The organism is Pseudomonas laurentiana (genome assembly GCF_014648275.1).
Classification (GTDB): Bacteria; Pseudomonadota; Gammaproteobacteria; order Pseudomonadales; family Pseudomonadaceae; genus Aquipseudomonas; species Aquipseudomonas laurentiana.
The window spans coordinates 30145-43990 of sequence record NZ_BMQU01000014.1 but is presented as its reverse complement, the minus strand read 5'-3'; the positions used below and the strand labels follow the sequence as shown (position 1 = coordinate 43990).

At 59.8% G+C, this 13846-nt stretch carries 14 protein-coding genes and 1 other RNA gene; 11 read left to right on the top strand and 4 right to left on the bottom strand.

Features of this window, described 5'->3' with window-relative positions; all coding sequences use genetic code 11:
* Nucleotides 1-86: 86 nt before the first annotated feature.
* Nucleotides 87-704 (top strand): glutathione S-transferase N-terminal domain-containing protein, encoded by a 618-nt coding sequence (locus tag IE038_RS15435; RefSeq protein ID WP_065761948.1) that lies wholly within the window; start codon nucleotides 87-89, stop codon nucleotides 702-704.
* A gap of 17 nt (nucleotides 705-721) precedes the next feature.
* Nucleotides 722-1138 (top strand): ClpXP protease specificity-enhancing factor, encoded by a 417-nt coding sequence (locus IE038_RS15430; protein ID WP_163931881.1) that lies wholly within the window; start codon nucleotides 722-724, stop codon nucleotides 1136-1138.
* Between the two features lie 83 nt (nucleotides 1139-1221).
* On the opposite strand, the gene IE038_RS15425 is transcribed toward IE038_RS15430, so the two are convergent.
* The 4 genes from IE038_RS15425 to IE038_RS15410 all read right to left on the bottom strand — a co-directional run bounded on the left by IE038_RS15425 (nucleotide 1222) and on the right by IE038_RS15410 (nucleotide 4717).
* Complete coding sequence (locus IE038_RS15425) at nucleotides 1222-1803, bottom strand: BON domain-containing protein (protein ID WP_163931878.1); 582 nt, start codon at nucleotides 1801-1803, stop codon at nucleotides 1222-1224.
* A complete protein-coding gene (locus IE038_RS15420) occupies nucleotides 1800-2393 on the bottom strand; it encodes a phosphoheptose isomerase (protein ID WP_065758902.1) in 594 nt (197 codons plus the stop codon). The genes IE038_RS15425 and IE038_RS15420 overlap by 4 nt, the downstream gene beginning before the upstream one ends.
* A 132-nt stretch (nucleotides 2394-2525) precedes the next feature.
* Complete coding sequence (locus IE038_RS15415) at nucleotides 2526-2897, bottom strand: YraN family protein (RefSeq protein WP_163931875.1); 372 nt, start codon at nucleotides 2895-2897, stop codon at nucleotides 2526-2528.
* Nucleotides 2897-4717 carry a penicillin-binding protein activator gene (locus IE038_RS15410; protein ID WP_163931872.1) on the bottom strand — a complete coding sequence of 607 codons (1821 nt, stop codon included), beginning with the start codon at nucleotides 4715-4717 and terminating at the stop codon, nucleotides 2897-2899. Before IE038_RS15410 ends, IE038_RS15415 begins: the two co-directional genes overlap by 1 nt.
* 187 nt (nucleotides 4718-4904) lie before the next feature.
* Between IE038_RS15410 and rsmI the strand changes: the two genes are divergently transcribed.
* The 9 genes from rsmI (at nucleotide 4905) to mraY (ending at nucleotide 13844) form a co-directional block, all read left to right on the top strand.
* Complete coding sequence (gene rsmI, locus IE038_RS15405; RefSeq protein ID WP_163931869.1) at nucleotides 4905-5780, top strand: 16S rRNA (cytidine(1402)-2'-O)-methyltransferase; 876 nt, start codon at nucleotides 4905-4907, stop codon at nucleotides 5778-5780.
* A 67-nt stretch (nucleotides 5781-5847) separates the two neighbouring features.
* Nucleotides 5848-6207, top strand: an RNA gene (gene rnpB / locus IE038_RS15400) — RNase P RNA component class A.
* A 309-nt stretch (nucleotides 6208-6516) separates the two neighbouring features.
* On the top strand, nucleotides 6517-6972 hold the full coding sequence (gene mraZ, locus IE038_RS15395; protein WP_189395878.1) for a division/cell wall cluster transcriptional repressor MraZ: 456 nt from the start codon (nucleotides 6517-6519) through the stop codon (nucleotides 6970-6972).
* Nucleotides 6969-7916 carry a 16S rRNA (cytosine(1402)-N(4))-methyltransferase RsmH gene (rsmH, locus tag IE038_RS15390; RefSeq protein WP_163931864.1) on the top strand — a complete coding sequence of 316 codons (948 nt, stop codon included), beginning with the start codon at nucleotides 6969-6971 and terminating at the stop codon, nucleotides 7914-7916. Before mraZ ends, rsmH begins: the two co-directional genes overlap by 4 nt.
* Nucleotides 7913-8206: a cell division protein FtsL gene (ftsL, locus tag IE038_RS15385; protein WP_065758908.1), complete on the top strand. Its 294-nt coding sequence runs from the start codon at nucleotides 7913-7915 to the stop codon at nucleotides 8204-8206. The genes rsmH and ftsL overlap by 4 nt, the downstream gene beginning before the upstream one ends.
* The gene (locus IE038_RS15380; protein ID WP_189395909.1) at nucleotides 8206-9939 is read left to right on the top strand and encodes a peptidoglycan D,D-transpeptidase FtsI family protein; all 1734 of its coding nucleotides are present in this window, start codon (nucleotides 8206-8208) and stop codon (nucleotides 9937-9939) included. The genes ftsL and IE038_RS15380 overlap by 1 nt, the downstream gene beginning before the upstream one ends.
* Nucleotides 9939-11402 (top strand): UDP-N-acetylmuramoyl-L-alanyl-D-glutamate--2,6-diaminopimelate ligase, encoded by a 1464-nt coding sequence (locus IE038_RS15375; protein ID WP_163931861.1) that lies wholly within the window; start codon nucleotides 9939-9941, stop codon nucleotides 11400-11402. The genes IE038_RS15380 and IE038_RS15375 overlap by 1 nt, the downstream gene beginning before the upstream one ends.
* Nucleotides 11395-12762 carry a UDP-N-acetylmuramoyl-tripeptide--D-alanyl-D-alanine ligase gene (locus IE038_RS15370; protein WP_189395877.1) on the top strand — a complete coding sequence of 456 codons (1368 nt, stop codon included), beginning with the start codon at nucleotides 11395-11397 and terminating at the stop codon, nucleotides 12760-12762. Before IE038_RS15375 ends, IE038_RS15370 begins: the two co-directional genes overlap by 8 nt.
* The gene (mraY, locus tag IE038_RS15365; protein ID WP_163931858.1) at nucleotides 12762-13844 is read left to right on the top strand and encodes a phospho-N-acetylmuramoyl-pentapeptide-transferase; all 1083 of its coding nucleotides are present in this window, start codon (nucleotides 12762-12764) and stop codon (nucleotides 13842-13844) included. The genes IE038_RS15370 and mraY overlap by 1 nt, the downstream gene beginning before the upstream one ends.
* Nucleotides 13845-13846 lie beyond the last annotated feature (2 nt).

The window sequence follows — 13846 nt, the reverse complement described above, 5'->3', positions numbered from 1 at the left end:
CCTGGGGCGCCTCTGCAACGCAGGGGTGTCCGCAGGGCGCGTTTGCATTTGTACCATTCATAATTACATTCGCGAGGAGGATCACCATGGGCGTGACCAACCGGTTAGCCTGCTACTCCGACCCCGCTGACCACTATTCTCATCGGGTACGCCTTGTTCTCGCCGAGAAGGGGGTCAGTGTCCAGATCATTGATGTGCCAGCGGGCCAGCAACCGGCGAAGCTGATTGAAGTGAACCCATACGGCAGCCTGCCAACGCTGGTTGATCGCGATCTGGCGTTGTTCGAGTCGACCGTGGTGATGGAATACCTCGACGAGCGTTATCCGCACCCGCCGTTGCTGCCGGTGTATCCGGTGGCCAGGGCCAACAGTCGGTTGCTGATACACCGTATCCAGCGCGACTGGTGCGGGCTGGTTGACCTGATTCTCGATCCGCGTAGCAAGGACAGCGCGCGCGCCCAGGCGCGCAAAGAGCTGCGAGAGAGCCTGACCGGCGTTTCTCCGCTGTTTGCTGAAAAACCTTGTTTCTTGAGCGAGGAGCAAAGTCTGGTCGACTGTTGTCTACTGCCCATACTCTGGCGATTGCCGGTGTTGGGTATCGAATTGCCGCGGCCGGCCAAACCGCTGCTGGACTACATGGAGCGACAGTTCGCTCGTGAAGCTTTCCAGGCGAGCCTGTCCGCTGCTGAACGTGAAATGCGTTAGGTTTTAAGGAGCCGTTTATGAACTCCAGTCGCCCTTATTTGGTGCGTGCGTTGTATGAGTGGATCGTGGATAACGATTGCACGCCGCATATGCTGGTCAATGCCGAGTACCCGGCGGTACAGGTGCCGCAAGGTTTTGCCAGTGATGGTCAGATCGTCCTGAACATTTCGCCCAGTGCAGTGCGCCATTTGCACATGGATAACGAGGCCGTGAGCTTCGAGGGGCGCTTTGGTGGTGTCGCGCATACCCTCTACGTGCCCACAGGCGCGATTCTGGGCATTTACGCTCGGGAGAATGGTCAGGGTATGGTGTTTGAGCTTGAGCCACCTCTGATGGACGATGACGAGCTTGAGGGGGAGGATGAATCGGACGATGACACCGATAACCCGCCGCCGCGTCCAAGTGGCCGGCCTAGCTTGAAAGTGGTCAAGTAACAAAAAAGGCGATCCTGAGGGATCGCCTTTTTTGTGCTCGCTGTACCGCCGATCAGGCAACCGACAGGGCACCTGGTCAGGGGTCAGTCGATGTATTCGAACAGCTTGACGATCTTCTGTACCCCGGACACGCCCTGCACCAGGCTGGTCGCCCGTGCGGCTTCTTGTTGGGTCATGAGGCCGAGCAGGTACACGATGCCGTTCTCAGTGATCACCTTGATGCGTGAGCCAGGTATGTTGGCGTCGGCCAGCATCTGGGTTTTGATCTTCGTGGTCAGCCAGGTGTCATTGTTGCGGGCGAGCAGCGAAGAGGGCTGGATGACCTGCAGTTCGTTATGCACTTTCTTGACCCGCTGAACCTGGCTTGCAGCCTGTTCAGCGAGGCTCTTGAGGTCGGCGCGTGGGGTCTGGCCGGCCAGCAGGACGATGCCGTTGTAGCTGCTGACGACAATGTGCGAATTCTTGTCCAGGTCTGGACTGGCCTTGGCGACGTTCACCGCCACCTTGGTTTCGATCAGCGAGTCGTCAATCTTGCTGCCCAGTGTGCGAGTGCCGCGATCATCTTCGATCGGGGCTTCGCGGCTGGCGCTGATTACCGAGCTGCAACCGGCATTCAGGCCGAGGCACAAGGTCAGGGCCATCAGGCTCAGGCGTTTTGCGGTCATTCTTCACTCCCAAACAATTGGCTGTCGATCAGATCGCAGAGACAGTGGATCGCCAGCAGGTGGACTTCCTGGATACGTGCGGTGACGTCGGCCGGGACGCGAATCTCGACGTCCTCTGGCAGCAGCAGCGAAGCCATGCCGCCACCGTCGCGTCCAGTCAGAGCTACGACAATCATTTCGCGATCATGTGCGGCCTGGATCGCTTGAATAATGTTTGCCGAGTTACCGCTGGTCGAAATTGCCAGCAGTACATCGCCGGGTTGGCCAAGGGCGCGGATCTGTTTGGAGAACACCTCGTTGTAGCTGTAGTCATTGGCGATCGAGGTGATGGTCGAGCTGTCGGTCGTCAGGGCGATTGCAGGCAGGCTTGGGCGTTCACGTTCGAAACGGTTCAGCAGTTCCGAGGAAAAGTGCTGGGCATCTCCGGCCGATCCACCGTTGCCGCATGCGAGCATCTTGCCCTCGTTGAGCAGGGCATTGACCATGACCTGGCTGGCTTGCTCAATGTGAGGTGCAAGGACGTCCATCGCCTGTTGCTTGGTGTTGATGCTGGCCTGGAAAAGCTGGCGAATTCGGGATTGCATGTCCATCAGTGTGACCTTAAGTGGGGCGGCTGGCCGGGCGCGTCGGGAAGCCGGATACCCCGGCACATGACTGTGCAGCCCGTGAAGCAAAGAGCAAATTGAGTTCGGTGGGCAAAAGATGCATTGCCAAGCGCGGGTTCAGCACTCAAAGGCATTTTTCAGCCATTCGAGTGACTGGCCTGCATGGCCGCTGCCTTGCAGGGCAATGACATCGAATCGGCAGGGGTGCTGGGCCCATCGAGCTTCCTGCTGCAGAAAATGTTCGGCGGCAAGCGCCAGTCTTTCCTGCTTGCGCGCATCGATACTGCCGAGTGCGCCGCCGAAGCTCGTGTGCAGCCGGTAACGAACTTCGACGAATACTACTGTATCGCTGTCGAGCATGACCAGATCAAGCTCGCCGCGTTTGCATCGCCAGTTCTGCGCCAGCAGGTGCAAACCCTGCCCTTGAAGGTACTGCAGGGCCTGCTGTTCGGCGGCTTGGCCGGCCTTTTGGCGCGAACTGTCGGGCATCAGCGCGGTGTATCGGGCAGGCGTTTGACCTGGCCAGCGGAGAACTCGGCCCAAGGCAGTTGGCGTTCGATGCGCTGGTTCGGGCTCATGCTCAGGCTGCCGGAGAAGCCTTCGATGCGGGTATCTGGCAGGGCCTTGAGTTGGCTCAGGCGTGGTGCAAGGCTGTAGGCATCGATACCCATTGCATAAAGACGACCCAGGCTCCCGCCCGCTTGTGGCCACTGGCGAACGACCTGCTGACGCAGCGAGTTGCCGGTGTCGAGCAGCCATGGGGTTTCGCAGAAGCGAATGCCATTCATGTCGTTGTACTGGTTGACGTCGCCCGAGGCGCTGTACAGGTGCGACGTTGCATACACGGGAACGTCACCGGCGTACTGGAAGTTCAGGGTCGGCTTGATCTGCTGGGCTTGTTGCGGGGTGGCGGCCAGGAAGATGAAGTCGATGTCCTGGCGGCGCGACGGTTGTGCCGAAACATTGCCACCAACCGTGCTCTGCAGGCTCTTCGCGCGACCTTCGCTCTGACGCAGTTGGAACAGCTCGGCGATCTGCTGGGCGAGGGCAACGGGTTGGTCGATATGTTCGGCTGCGATCAGCGTGCCGCCCTTGGCTTCCCAGTCCTGACGGAAGGCCTTGAGTACGCGGTCGCCCCATTCGCCACGTGGCACCAGGGCTGCAGCGCGGCGCATGCCGTCGGCGCGTGCACGGCGCGACACTTCACGTGCCTCGTCTTCGGCGGCCAGGCCGAATTGGAACAGTTGCGGCGGGTTACCCTGACCGACATCGCTGTAGTTCAGGGCGAGGGTGGTGATAGGCAGTTGGGTGCGTGCACTCAATTGCTTGACCAGTGGCTTTTCCAGTGGGCCGATGACCAGCTGTACGCCGGCAGCCTGCGCCTGGCGATAGAACTCATCGAGGGAGGTCAGGCGCGAGCTGTCGAATACCTGAATGGCGGGTGGCTGCTGGCCGGCCTGCTGGGCTTGCAAGTGGGCGGCCATGAAGCCGTCACGCAGGGCGCGTGCGACCGACGCCAGTGGGCCTTCCTGCGGCAGCAGCAGGGCAATTTTGGTCAATGGCTGGCTAGCCAGTTGCTTGAGTTTGACCAGTGGCAATGGCAGCTGCAGGGCGGCAGGGTGCTCACTGTGTTGGCCGCGCCAGGCTTGGATGGCTGCTTGTTGCTGCTCCAGGGTACCGGCGTTTTTTACGGCAAGGGCCAGGCTGGCCCAGCCGGCCAGGGTGTCGTTGCCCATGCTGATGCTCTGCAGCTGTTCGCTCGGCAAGGCGGCGACCAGGTTCCAGATGGCTTCATGGTTGGCACTGGCTGCATTACCTTCAAGCAGTGGTGCCAGCTGAACGCGTTCCTGGGCAGCGGCCAGGGTTTGGCCGTCGGCCTCAAGGGCCGCGGCGCGCACGCTGTAGGTGCGTGCCTGTTGCTCCTTTGGCAGCTCGTTCAGGCGTGCCAGGCTCGGATGGCTCAGGGCGCTGAGTGCGGCTTTGGGCTGATTGCGGCTCATGGCCAGTTCGGCGGCCAGGGTGCTGGCAAATACCTGTTGTGCTGGCTTGAGTGACTCCAGCGGCACTTGCTCAAGAATCTGAGAGGCGCGCGCGTTGTCTTTTTGCGTGTGGGCCAGGTCTGCTGCACTCAGGCGCAGCAGTGCGGCTTTTTCCGGTGTCTTGCTGGTGGCGGCCTGGTCGAGCAGTTGCTCGATGCTGGCATCTGGAGTGCGTGGCAGCTCGCCCAGGCTTGATGAGGGCGAACTGGCGCAGGCTGCCAGCAGGGCAGCGAGACAGAGGGCTGAGAGCAGCCGCAGGCTTGCGATCATGTAAATGTCCTGTTACTCGATCAAATTAACCTGCAATTGTACCCAAGCGCTTGCCCGGGTGCGATCTCGCTGGCGCTAAACCTTCACTATAGGTCGTTCGGCTTCGCGTCAGACGGGTCTTGGTTACGCATTGTTGCTGGCGATCGGGCTACAATGGCGCCTTTGATCTAGATGACGGGTGTGTGCTGTGACCGATGCTTCAGGTGCTTCCAATTCCACTGCCGGTACGCTGTATGTAGTGGCCACGCCAATTGGCAATCTGGATGACATCAGTGCTCGCGCCCTGAAGATTCTGAGTGATGTGGCGCTGATTGCTGCAGAAGACACCCGGCACTCGGTGCGGTTGCTGCAGCACTTCGGAATCAACACGCCCTTGGCTGCCTGCCATGAGCACAATGAGCGTGATGAGGGTAATCGCTTCATCACCCGTCTGCAGGCGGGTGACAGTGTTGCGCTGATTTCCGATGCGGGCACACCGTTGATTTCCGATCCGGGCTATCACCTTGTGCGGCAGGCACGTGCTGCGGGTATCGCGGTGGTGCCGGTCCCGGGTGCGTGTGCCTTGATCGCGGCGTTGTCCGCAGCGGGCTTGCCGTCCGATCGTTTTATCTTTGAAGGGTTTCTGCCGGCCAAGGCGGTCGGGCGCAAGTCGCGCCTGAGCCAGCTGAAGGAGGAGCCCCGCACGCTGATCTTCTACGAGGCACCGCATCGGATCCTGGAGTGCCTGCAGGATATGGAGTCGGTGTTCGGTGCTGACCGTCCGGCACTGTTGGCGCGTGAGTTGACCAAGACATTTGAGACGCTCAAGGGTTTGCCGCTGGCCGAGTTGCGAGCCTTTGTCGAGGCTGACAGCAATCAGCAGCGCGGAGAATGCGTGGTGCTGGTGGCCGGTTGGGTGGCGCCGGAGGACGAGCAGGCCGTCAGTGCCGAGGTTATGCGTGTGCTCGATCTGCTACTTGCGGAAATGCCACTCAAGCGAGCAGCTGCATTGGCTGCGGAAATTACCGGTGTGCGCAAGAATGTTCTGTATCAAGTTGCCTTGGAAAAACAGAAAGGCGAGTGATATCACCTGGCCATTCTTTCTATTTAAGCTTGTCCTTGAGCCTTTCTACCGTTAACCTTCGCGGCGGAGAGTCGATTGGACAGTCGCTGCCTTCTTTTGTTCTGCAAAAGAGGGGGGAGGAAAGTCCGGGCTCCATAGGGCAGAGTGCCAGGTAATGCCTGGGGGGCGCGAGCCTACGGAAAGTGCCACAGAAAATAACCGCCTAAGTACTTCGGTACCGGTAAGGGTGAAAAGGTGCGGTAAGAGCGCACCGCACGTCTGGTAACAGTTCGTGGCTAGGTAAACCCCACTCGGAGCAAGACCAAATAGGGTTCCATATGGCGCGGCCCGCGTTGGAACCGGGTAGGTTGCTAAAGGCGTCCAGTGATGGCCGTCGTAGAGGAATGACTGTCCTCGACAGAACCCGGCTTACAGATCGACTCTCCACCTTTTTCCTCCCCTGCTTGAATCGATAGCAGATTCGCTTTGGTAATACCGAAAAAATCTTACTCTTAAGAAACTACTTTAAGTTCGCACTCCATCCGTTTGAGTGAATTTGTAATTTATCGTCAAAAATCCCTCCGATAAGTCTCTTCATTTTCCAATGTTGCGCTAAATCTCCGATCTGTAAGGGTTTTCCCTATAAGGGTGCCTTGACGGTGTGGTGGGCGGATTCCTATAGTGTGCGCAAGTGGCAGAAAGTGGCATGAAGTGGGTTTTCAGGCACAAAAAAACAAACATTTAGGGAAGCGCAGCCGTGTTTCGCGGAGCAAACGCTATCAACCTCGACGCCAAGGGCCGTCTCGCAATGCCGAGCCGGTACCGTGACGAGCTTGATTCGCGCAGTTCCGGGCAGTTGATCGTGACGATTGATGCTGTTGACCCGTGTTTGTGTGTCTACCCGCTCGACGAGTGGGAAGTTATTGAAGCCAAGTTGCGAGCGTTGCCGTCATTGCGTGAAGAGAACCGCCGCCTGCAGCGTTTGCTGATCGGTAATGCGGTGGATCTGGAGCTTGATGGCAGTGGGCGTTTCCTGGTGCCTCCGCGTTTGCGTGAGTACGCCAAGCTCGACAAGCGGGCAATGCTTGTGGGGCAACTGAACAAATTCCAATTGTGGGACGAGGATGCCTGGAATGCTGTTGCGGCAGCAGACCTGGTCGCCATTCAACAACCGGGCGCCATGCCTGATGAACTACGTGATTTGATCCTGTGACTATAGATAGCGGCTTTAACCACATCACCGTGCTGCTTGACGAAGCCGTCGAGGCTCTCGCCATACGCGCCGATGGCTGCTACCTGGACGGCACGTTCGGTCGCGGCGGTCACAGCCGTTTGATCCTTCGGCACCTGGGGCCGGAGGGACGACTGCTCGGCTTCGATAAAGATCCTCAAGCGATTGCAACCGGGCAAGCGCTGGCGGCCGAAGACGGCCGCTTTGTTATTGTGCAGCGCAGTTTTGCCGAGCTGGGTGCAGAGGTTTCCGAACGTGGCCTGGCCGGCAAGGTCAGTGGCGTGCTGCTCGACCTGGGGGTTTCCTCGCCTCAGCTGGATGACCCCGAGCGCGGTTTCAGCTTTCTGAACGATGGCCCACTGGATATGCGCATGGACCCATCGCGGGGTATCAGTGCAGCGGAATTCATTGCTACGGCGCCCGAGGAGGAAATTGCCCGGGTGTTCAAGGAGTACGGAGAGGAGCGCTTCGCCAAGCGCATGGCCCGTGCCGTGGTTGAGCGTCGCCAGGTGCAACCGTTCACTCGCACAGCAGACCTTGCTGAGGTTTTGAAAGTGGCCAACCCGGCATGGGAGAAGGGCAAGAACCCGGCAACCCGTGCATTCCAGGGGCTGCGTATTCACGTCAACAACGAGTTGGGCGATCTTGAGGCAGGCCTTGAAGCAGCCCTCGACATGCTGGAGATCGGCGGTCGTCTGGTGGTGATCAGTTTCCACTCCCTGGAAGACCGGATCGTCAAACTGTTCATGCGCAAACTGGTCAAGGGTGAGGCCGACAACCTGCCGCGCAACCTGCCTGTACAGCACAAACATTTCGAGCCGAAGATCAAGGTACACGGCAAGGCGCAGTTTGCCTCCGATGCCGAGCTCAAGGCTAACCCGCGTTCGCGTAGTGCGGTCATGCGGGTTGCGGAGAAGCTGCGGTGAGCAAGCTTTTTGCCAAGCCTCTACCAGGCGGAAGCTTCCTGATGCTTCTGCTGTTCATCGGCGTGCTCGTTTCGGCGATCGCCGTGTCCTACAGCGCGCACTGGAATCGTCAGCTGCTTAACACGCTCTATGGCGAACTGAACGAACGCGACAAGGCGCAGGCCGAGTGGGGTCGCTTGATCCTTGAACAAAGTACCTGGACCGCCCATAGCCGGATCGAGAGCCTGGCTAGCGAGCAACTGAAAATGCGTATTCCTGGCGCCGATGAGGTAAGGATGGTGGTGCCATGATGAAGCTTGAAGGCGCACTTTATCCTTGGCGGTTTCGCGTGGTGCTCGCATTGCTGGCCGTGATGGTCGGCGCCATTGCCTGGCGGATTGTCGATTTGCAGGTGGTCGACCGTGACTTCCTCAAAGGGCAGGGCGACGCGCGCAGCTTGCGACATATCCCTATTCCCGCACACCGCGGCCTTATCACCGACCGTAACGGCGAGCCGTTGGCGGTCAGTACGCCTGTTACCACGCTGTGGGCCAACCCGAAGGAAATGCAGGCGGGCAAGGACCGTTGGCCAGTACTGGCGGCTGCCCTCAAGCAGGACCCCAATCAGCTGAGCCAGCGTCTTGAAGCGCAGGCCAACAAAGAGTTCATTTATCTGGTGCGTGGCTTGACCCCTGAGCAGGGGCAGGTTGTGCTCGACCTGAAAATGCCAGGCGTCTACGGCATTGAAGAGTTCCGACGGTTCTATCCGGCCGGTGACGTAACCGCGCACATGGTCGGTTTTACCGACCTTGATGATCACGGCCGCGAAGGCGTTGAGCTGGCCTACGATGACTGGCTGGCTGGGGTTCCTGGAAGGCGCCAGGTGATCAAGGATCGGCGTGGCAGGCTGATCAAGGACATTCAGGTAACCAAGAACGCCAAGGCAGGGAAGACCTTGGCGTTGTCGATTGACCTACGTTTGCAGTACCTGGCGACCCGTGAGTTGCGTAACGCGATTGCCGAGCAAGAAGCCAAGGCCGGCAGCCTGGTGATCATGGACGTGAAGACCGGCGAAGTGCTGGCCATGGTCAACCAGCCAACGTACAACCCGAACAACCGTCGCAGCATGTTCCCGGCTGCAATGCGCAACCGGGCCATCATCGACGTGTTCGAGCCAGGCTCCACCGTCAAGCCGCTGTCGATGAGCGCGGCATTGCAAAGTGGGCGCTGGAAGCCGACTGACAAGGTCGAGGTGTACCCCGGTACCCTGCAGTTGGGCCGTTACACCATTCGTGACGTGTCCAAGACTGAAGGCCCGATTCTTGACCTGACCGGCATCCTGATCAACTCCAGTAACGTCGGCATGAGCAAGATCGCCTTCGATATCGGTGGTGAGTCGATCTATCGCGTCATGGCTCAATTGGGCCTGGGCCAGTACACCGGCCTGGGGTTCCCGGGTGAGCGTGTCGGCAACCTGCCGAACCACCGCGAGTGGCGCAAGGCCGAGACTGCCACGCTGTCTTATGGCTATGGCCTGTCGGTGACTGCGCTGCAGCTGGTGCACGCGTATGCGGCATTGGCCAACGACGGCAAGATGGTGCCGCTGAGCATCCTCAAGACCGACAAGGCACCTGAAGAAACCCAGGTTGTGCCTAAGGAAACCGCAGAAACCATCCAGGGCATGCTGCAGCAAGTGATCGAAGCGCCGCGTGGTGTATTCCGGGCGCAGGTGCCGTTCTATCACGTCGGCGGCAAGAGCGGTACGGCCCGTAAGGCCACCATCGGTTCCAAAGGTTACACCGAGAATGCCTACCGCTCGCTGTTTGCAGGCTTCGGGCCAATGAGTGATCCGCGTTACGCCATCGTGGTGGTTATCGACGAGCCGAGCAAAGGCGGCTACTTCGGTGGCCTGGTTTCTGCGCCGGTGTTCAGCAAGGTCATGTCGGGCACCCTGCGTTTGATGAACGTTCCGCCGGACAACCTGCCGGCACCTATTCCACCGCAGCAGGTCAATGCTGCGCCCGCCAAGGGAGGGCGCGGATAATGACAATGCCATTGAGTAAGCTGTTTGCCCAAGCGTCCCGTGATCCATTGATTCGCGAGCTGACGCTCGACAGCCGTAACGTGCGTCCCGGCGACTTGTTCCTGGCTGTGCCGGGTACGCGTGTCGACGGGCGCGAGCACATTGCCGACGCCCTGGCGCGTGGGGCTGCTGCCGTTGCCTATGAGGTGGACGGTGCCAGTGTCTTGCCGTTGACGGATGTGCCGTTGATTCCGGTCAAAGGCCTTGCCGCGCAGTTGTCGGATATTGCCGGGCGTTTCTATGGCGAACCCAGCCGCCTGCTGGATCTGGTCGGTGTTACCGGGACCAATGGCAAGACCAGCGTGACTCAGCTTGTGGCCCAGGCGCTGGACCGACTGGGTCAGCACTGCGGCCTGATCGGCACCTTGGGTACCGGTTTTTATGGCGCTTTGCAAAGTGGTCGCTTGACCACGCCTGACCCGATTGCGGTACAGGCCACACTTAATGATCTGAAGAGCCAGGGCGCTCGCGCCGTGGCCATGGAAGTGTCCTCCCACGCTCTGGATCAGGGCCGGGTAGCGGCGCTTGCGTTCGATATTGCAGTAATGACCAACCTGTCCCGTGATCATCTGGATTACCACGGCAGCATGCAGGCGTATGAAGAAGCCAAGGCGCGCTTGTTCGATTGGCCGAATCTGCGGTGCCGGGTGGTCAACCTTGATGACGAGTTCGGTCGTCGTTTGGCTGCCGAACAGGGTAGCTCGCGTCTGATCAGCTACAGCCTGAACGATGCCGATGCCTCGCTTTACTGTCGTGAAGCACACTTCGACGATGATGGCGTGCGCGCCGTCATCGTGACTGCTCAGGGGGAGCGCACCCTGCGTAGCCGCCTGCTCGGGCGCTTCAACCTGAGCAACATGCTGGCTGCGGTTGGCACGTTGCTGGCCCTGGATTACCCGCTGGACGAAATTCTCAAGGTGACCCCTGAGCTGGACGGACCGGTTGGGCGCATGCAGCGCCTGGGCGGCGGCGGTCAGCCGTTGGTCGTGGTCGATTACGCGCACACACCGGACGCCCTGGAAAAGGTGCTCGATGCCTTGCGTCCACACGCCAAGGGGCAGTTGGTGTGCCTGTTCGGCTGTGGTGGTGATCGTGATCGCGGCAAGCGCCCATTGATGGCGCAGGTGGCTGAGCGTCTGGCTGACCGCGTGCTGGTCACTGATGACAACCCGCGTAGCGAAGATCCGCAGCAGATCTTTGCGGATATTCGCGCGGGCTTCAGTGATGTGACCGCCGCTGAGTTCGTTGCCGGGCGCGGTGAAGCCATTGCGCAGCTGATCGCCAGTGTTGCGGCGGATGATGTTGTCGTCCTGGCCGGTAAAGGTCACGAGGATTATCAAGAGATCAATGGTCAGCGGCATGCCTTCTCCGATCTGGTTGAAGCCGAGCGCGCGCTGTCTGCCTGGGAGGCTGCTCATGCTTAAGCCACTGTCGCTCAGCGAGTTGACCGTAGCGTTGCAAGCACGCGTGCAGGGTCGCGATGCGACCTTCAATGGCGTCAGCATCGACAGCCGCGCAATTGCTCCCGGGCAGTTGTTCGTGGCCCTGACCGGTCCGCGTTTCGATGGCCACGACTACCTGAATGACGTTGCAGCCAAAGGGGCTGTGGCGGCATTGGTCGAGCGTGAAGTGCCGGGCACTGATCTGCCGCAACTGATCGTGGCCGACAGTCGTGTTGCATTGGGCCAGTTGGGCGCCCTGAACCGTGCCGCCTTCGACAAGCCTGTCGCGGCGATTACCGGTTCCAGTGGTAAAACCACGGTGAAAGAGATGCTTGCCAGCATCCTGCGTACCCGTGGGCCTGTGTTGGCTACCCGTGGCAACCTGAATAACGACCTCGGGGCACCGTTGACGCTGCTGGAGCTGGCGCCGGAGCACACGGCCGCGGTTATTGAGTTGGGGGCTTCGCGTATTGGCGAGATCGCCTACACCGTTGGTCTGACCAAGCCGCACGTCGCCGTGATCAACAATGCCGGTACGGCCCATGTCGGCGAATTTGGCGGTCCGGAAAAGATCGTTGAGGCCAAGGGCGAAATTCTCGAAGGCCTGGGACACGACGGTGTGGCGATCCTGAACCTTGACGACAAGGCCTTCGCGATCTGGAAGCAGCGCGCAGGTGATCATCGTGTCATCAGCTTTGCACTGAACAATGCGGCTGCTGATTTTCACGCCAGTGCGCTTGATCGCGATGTGCGCGGCTGCCCGGCGTTCGACCTGCATAGCCCGCTGGGTTCTGCGCGGGTGCAGTTGAACCTGCTTGGCACGCACAACGTCAGCAATGCCTTGGCTGCCGCTGCTGCTGCCTATGCCTTTGGTCTGACACTTGACGGTATTGTCGCCGGCCTGAACGCCGTGCAACCGGTCAAGGGCCGCACTGTGGTGCAGATGGCGGCAAATGGCGTGCGGGTAATCGATGACACTTACAACGCAAACCCCACCTCCATGTGTGCTGCCGTTGATATACTCGCCGGCTTTTCCGGTCGCACTGTTCTGGTGCTCGGGGATATCGGCGAATTGGGCCAGTGGGCCGAGGAAGGGCATCGGCAGGTTGGCGATTACGCCAAGGACAAGGTTTCGGCACTCTACGCCGTAGGGCCGATGATGGCTCACGCTGTTGCGGCGTTTGGTGCAAATGCCCGCCACTTCGCTACTCAAGCTGACCTGATAGAATCCGTTCGCGGTGAGCAGGCTGGCAATACCACCATTTTGATCAAAGGTTCGCGCAGCGCTGCGATGGAAAACGTCGTGGCGGCCTTGTGCGGTTCCAGCGGGGAGAAACATTAATGCTGCTGCTGTTGGCCGAGTATCTGCAACAGTTCTATAAAGGCTTCGCGGTCTTTCAGTACCTGACCCTGCGTGGGATTCTGGGCGTGCTGACCGCGTTGTCGCTGGCCCTGTGCCTGGGGCCCTGGATGATCCGTACACTGCAGATTCGCCAGATCGGTCAGGCAGTACGTAATGACGGCCCGCAATCGCACCTGTCCAAGTCCGGCACCCCGACCATGGGTGGCGCCTTGATCCTGTCGGCCATTGCCATCAGTACGCTGCTCTGGGCGGACCTGAGCAACCGTTATGTGTGGGTCGTGCTGATTGTCACGCTGCTGTTCGGCGCCATTGGCTGGGTGGATGACTACCGTAAGGTGATCGAGAAGAACTCGCGTGGCCTGCCGAGCCGCTGGAAGTATTTCTGGCAATCGGTGTTCGGCCTGGGCGCTGCGATTTTCCTGTACATGACCGCACCGACCAGCGTTGAAACCACGCTGATCGTACCGATGCTCAAGGACGTCACCATTCCACTGGGCATTGGCTTCGTGGTGCTGACCTATTTCGTGATCGTCGGTTCGAGCAACGCGGTCAACCTGACCGATGGCCTCGACGGCCTGGCGATCATGCCCACTGTGATGGTGGGTGGTGCCTTGGGCATTTTCTGCTACCTGTCGGGTAACGTGAAATTCGCCGAATACCTGCTTATCCCTTACGTACCGGGCTCGGGCGAGCTGATCGTGTTCTGTGGCGCATTGATCGGTGCGGGCCTGGGCTTCCTCTGGTTCAACACCTATCCGGCCCAGGTCTTCATGGGTGATGTCGGCGCACTGGCACTGGGTGCTGCGCTGGGCACCATTGCCGTGATCGTCCGCCAGGAAATCGTTCTGTTCATCATGGGCGGCATCTTCGTCATGGAGACCCTGTCGGTGGTCATCCAGGTGGCGTCCTTTAAATTGACCGGTCGTCGTGTGTTCCGCATGGCGCCTATCCACCACCACTTTGAACTCAAGGGTTGGCCCGAGCCGCGTGTGATCGTCCGTTTCTGGATCATTACCGTGATTCTGGTGCTGATTGGCCTTGCCACCCTGAAACTGAGGTAGAC

Excerpts from the sequence above, each read along its gene's own strand:
- IE038_RS15435 (WP_065761948.1), top strand. The coding sequence starts at position 87 with ATGGGCGTGACCAACCGGTTAGCCTGCTACTCCGACCCCGCTGACCAC.
- IE038_RS15430 (WP_163931881.1), top strand. The coding sequence starts at position 722 with ATGAACTCCAGTCGCCCTTATTTGGTGCGTGCGTTGTATGAGTGGATC.
- IE038_RS15425 (WP_163931878.1), bottom strand. The coding sequence starts at position 1,803 with ATGACCGCAAAACGCCTGAGCCTGATGGCCCTGACCTTGTGCCTCGGC.
- IE038_RS15420 (WP_065758902.1), bottom strand. The coding sequence starts at position 2,393 with ATGGACATGCAATCCCGAATTCGCCAGCTTTTCCAGGCCAGCATCAAC.
- IE038_RS15415 (WP_163931875.1), bottom strand. The coding sequence starts at position 2,897 with ATGCCCGACAGTTCGCGCCAAAAGGCCGGCCAAGCCGCCGAACAGCAG.
- IE038_RS15410 (WP_163931872.1), bottom strand. The coding sequence starts at position 4,717 with ATGATCGCAAGCCTGCGGCTGCTCTCAGCCCTCTGTCTCGCTGCCCTG.
- IE038_RS15380 (WP_189395909.1), top strand. The coding sequence starts at position 8,206 with ATGAAGCTTGAAGGCGCACTTTATCCTTGGCGGTTTCGCGTGGTGCTC.
- IE038_RS15375 (WP_163931861.1), top strand. The coding sequence starts at position 9,939 with ATGACAATGCCATTGAGTAAGCTGTTTGCCCAAGCGTCCCGTGATCCA.
- IE038_RS15370 (WP_189395877.1), top strand. The coding sequence starts at position 11,395 with ATGCTTAAGCCACTGTCGCTCAGCGAGTTGACCGTAGCGTTGCAAGCA.
- mraY (WP_163931858.1), top strand. The coding sequence starts at position 12,762 with ATGCTGCTGCTGTTGGCCGAGTATCTGCAACAGTTCTATAAAGGCTTC.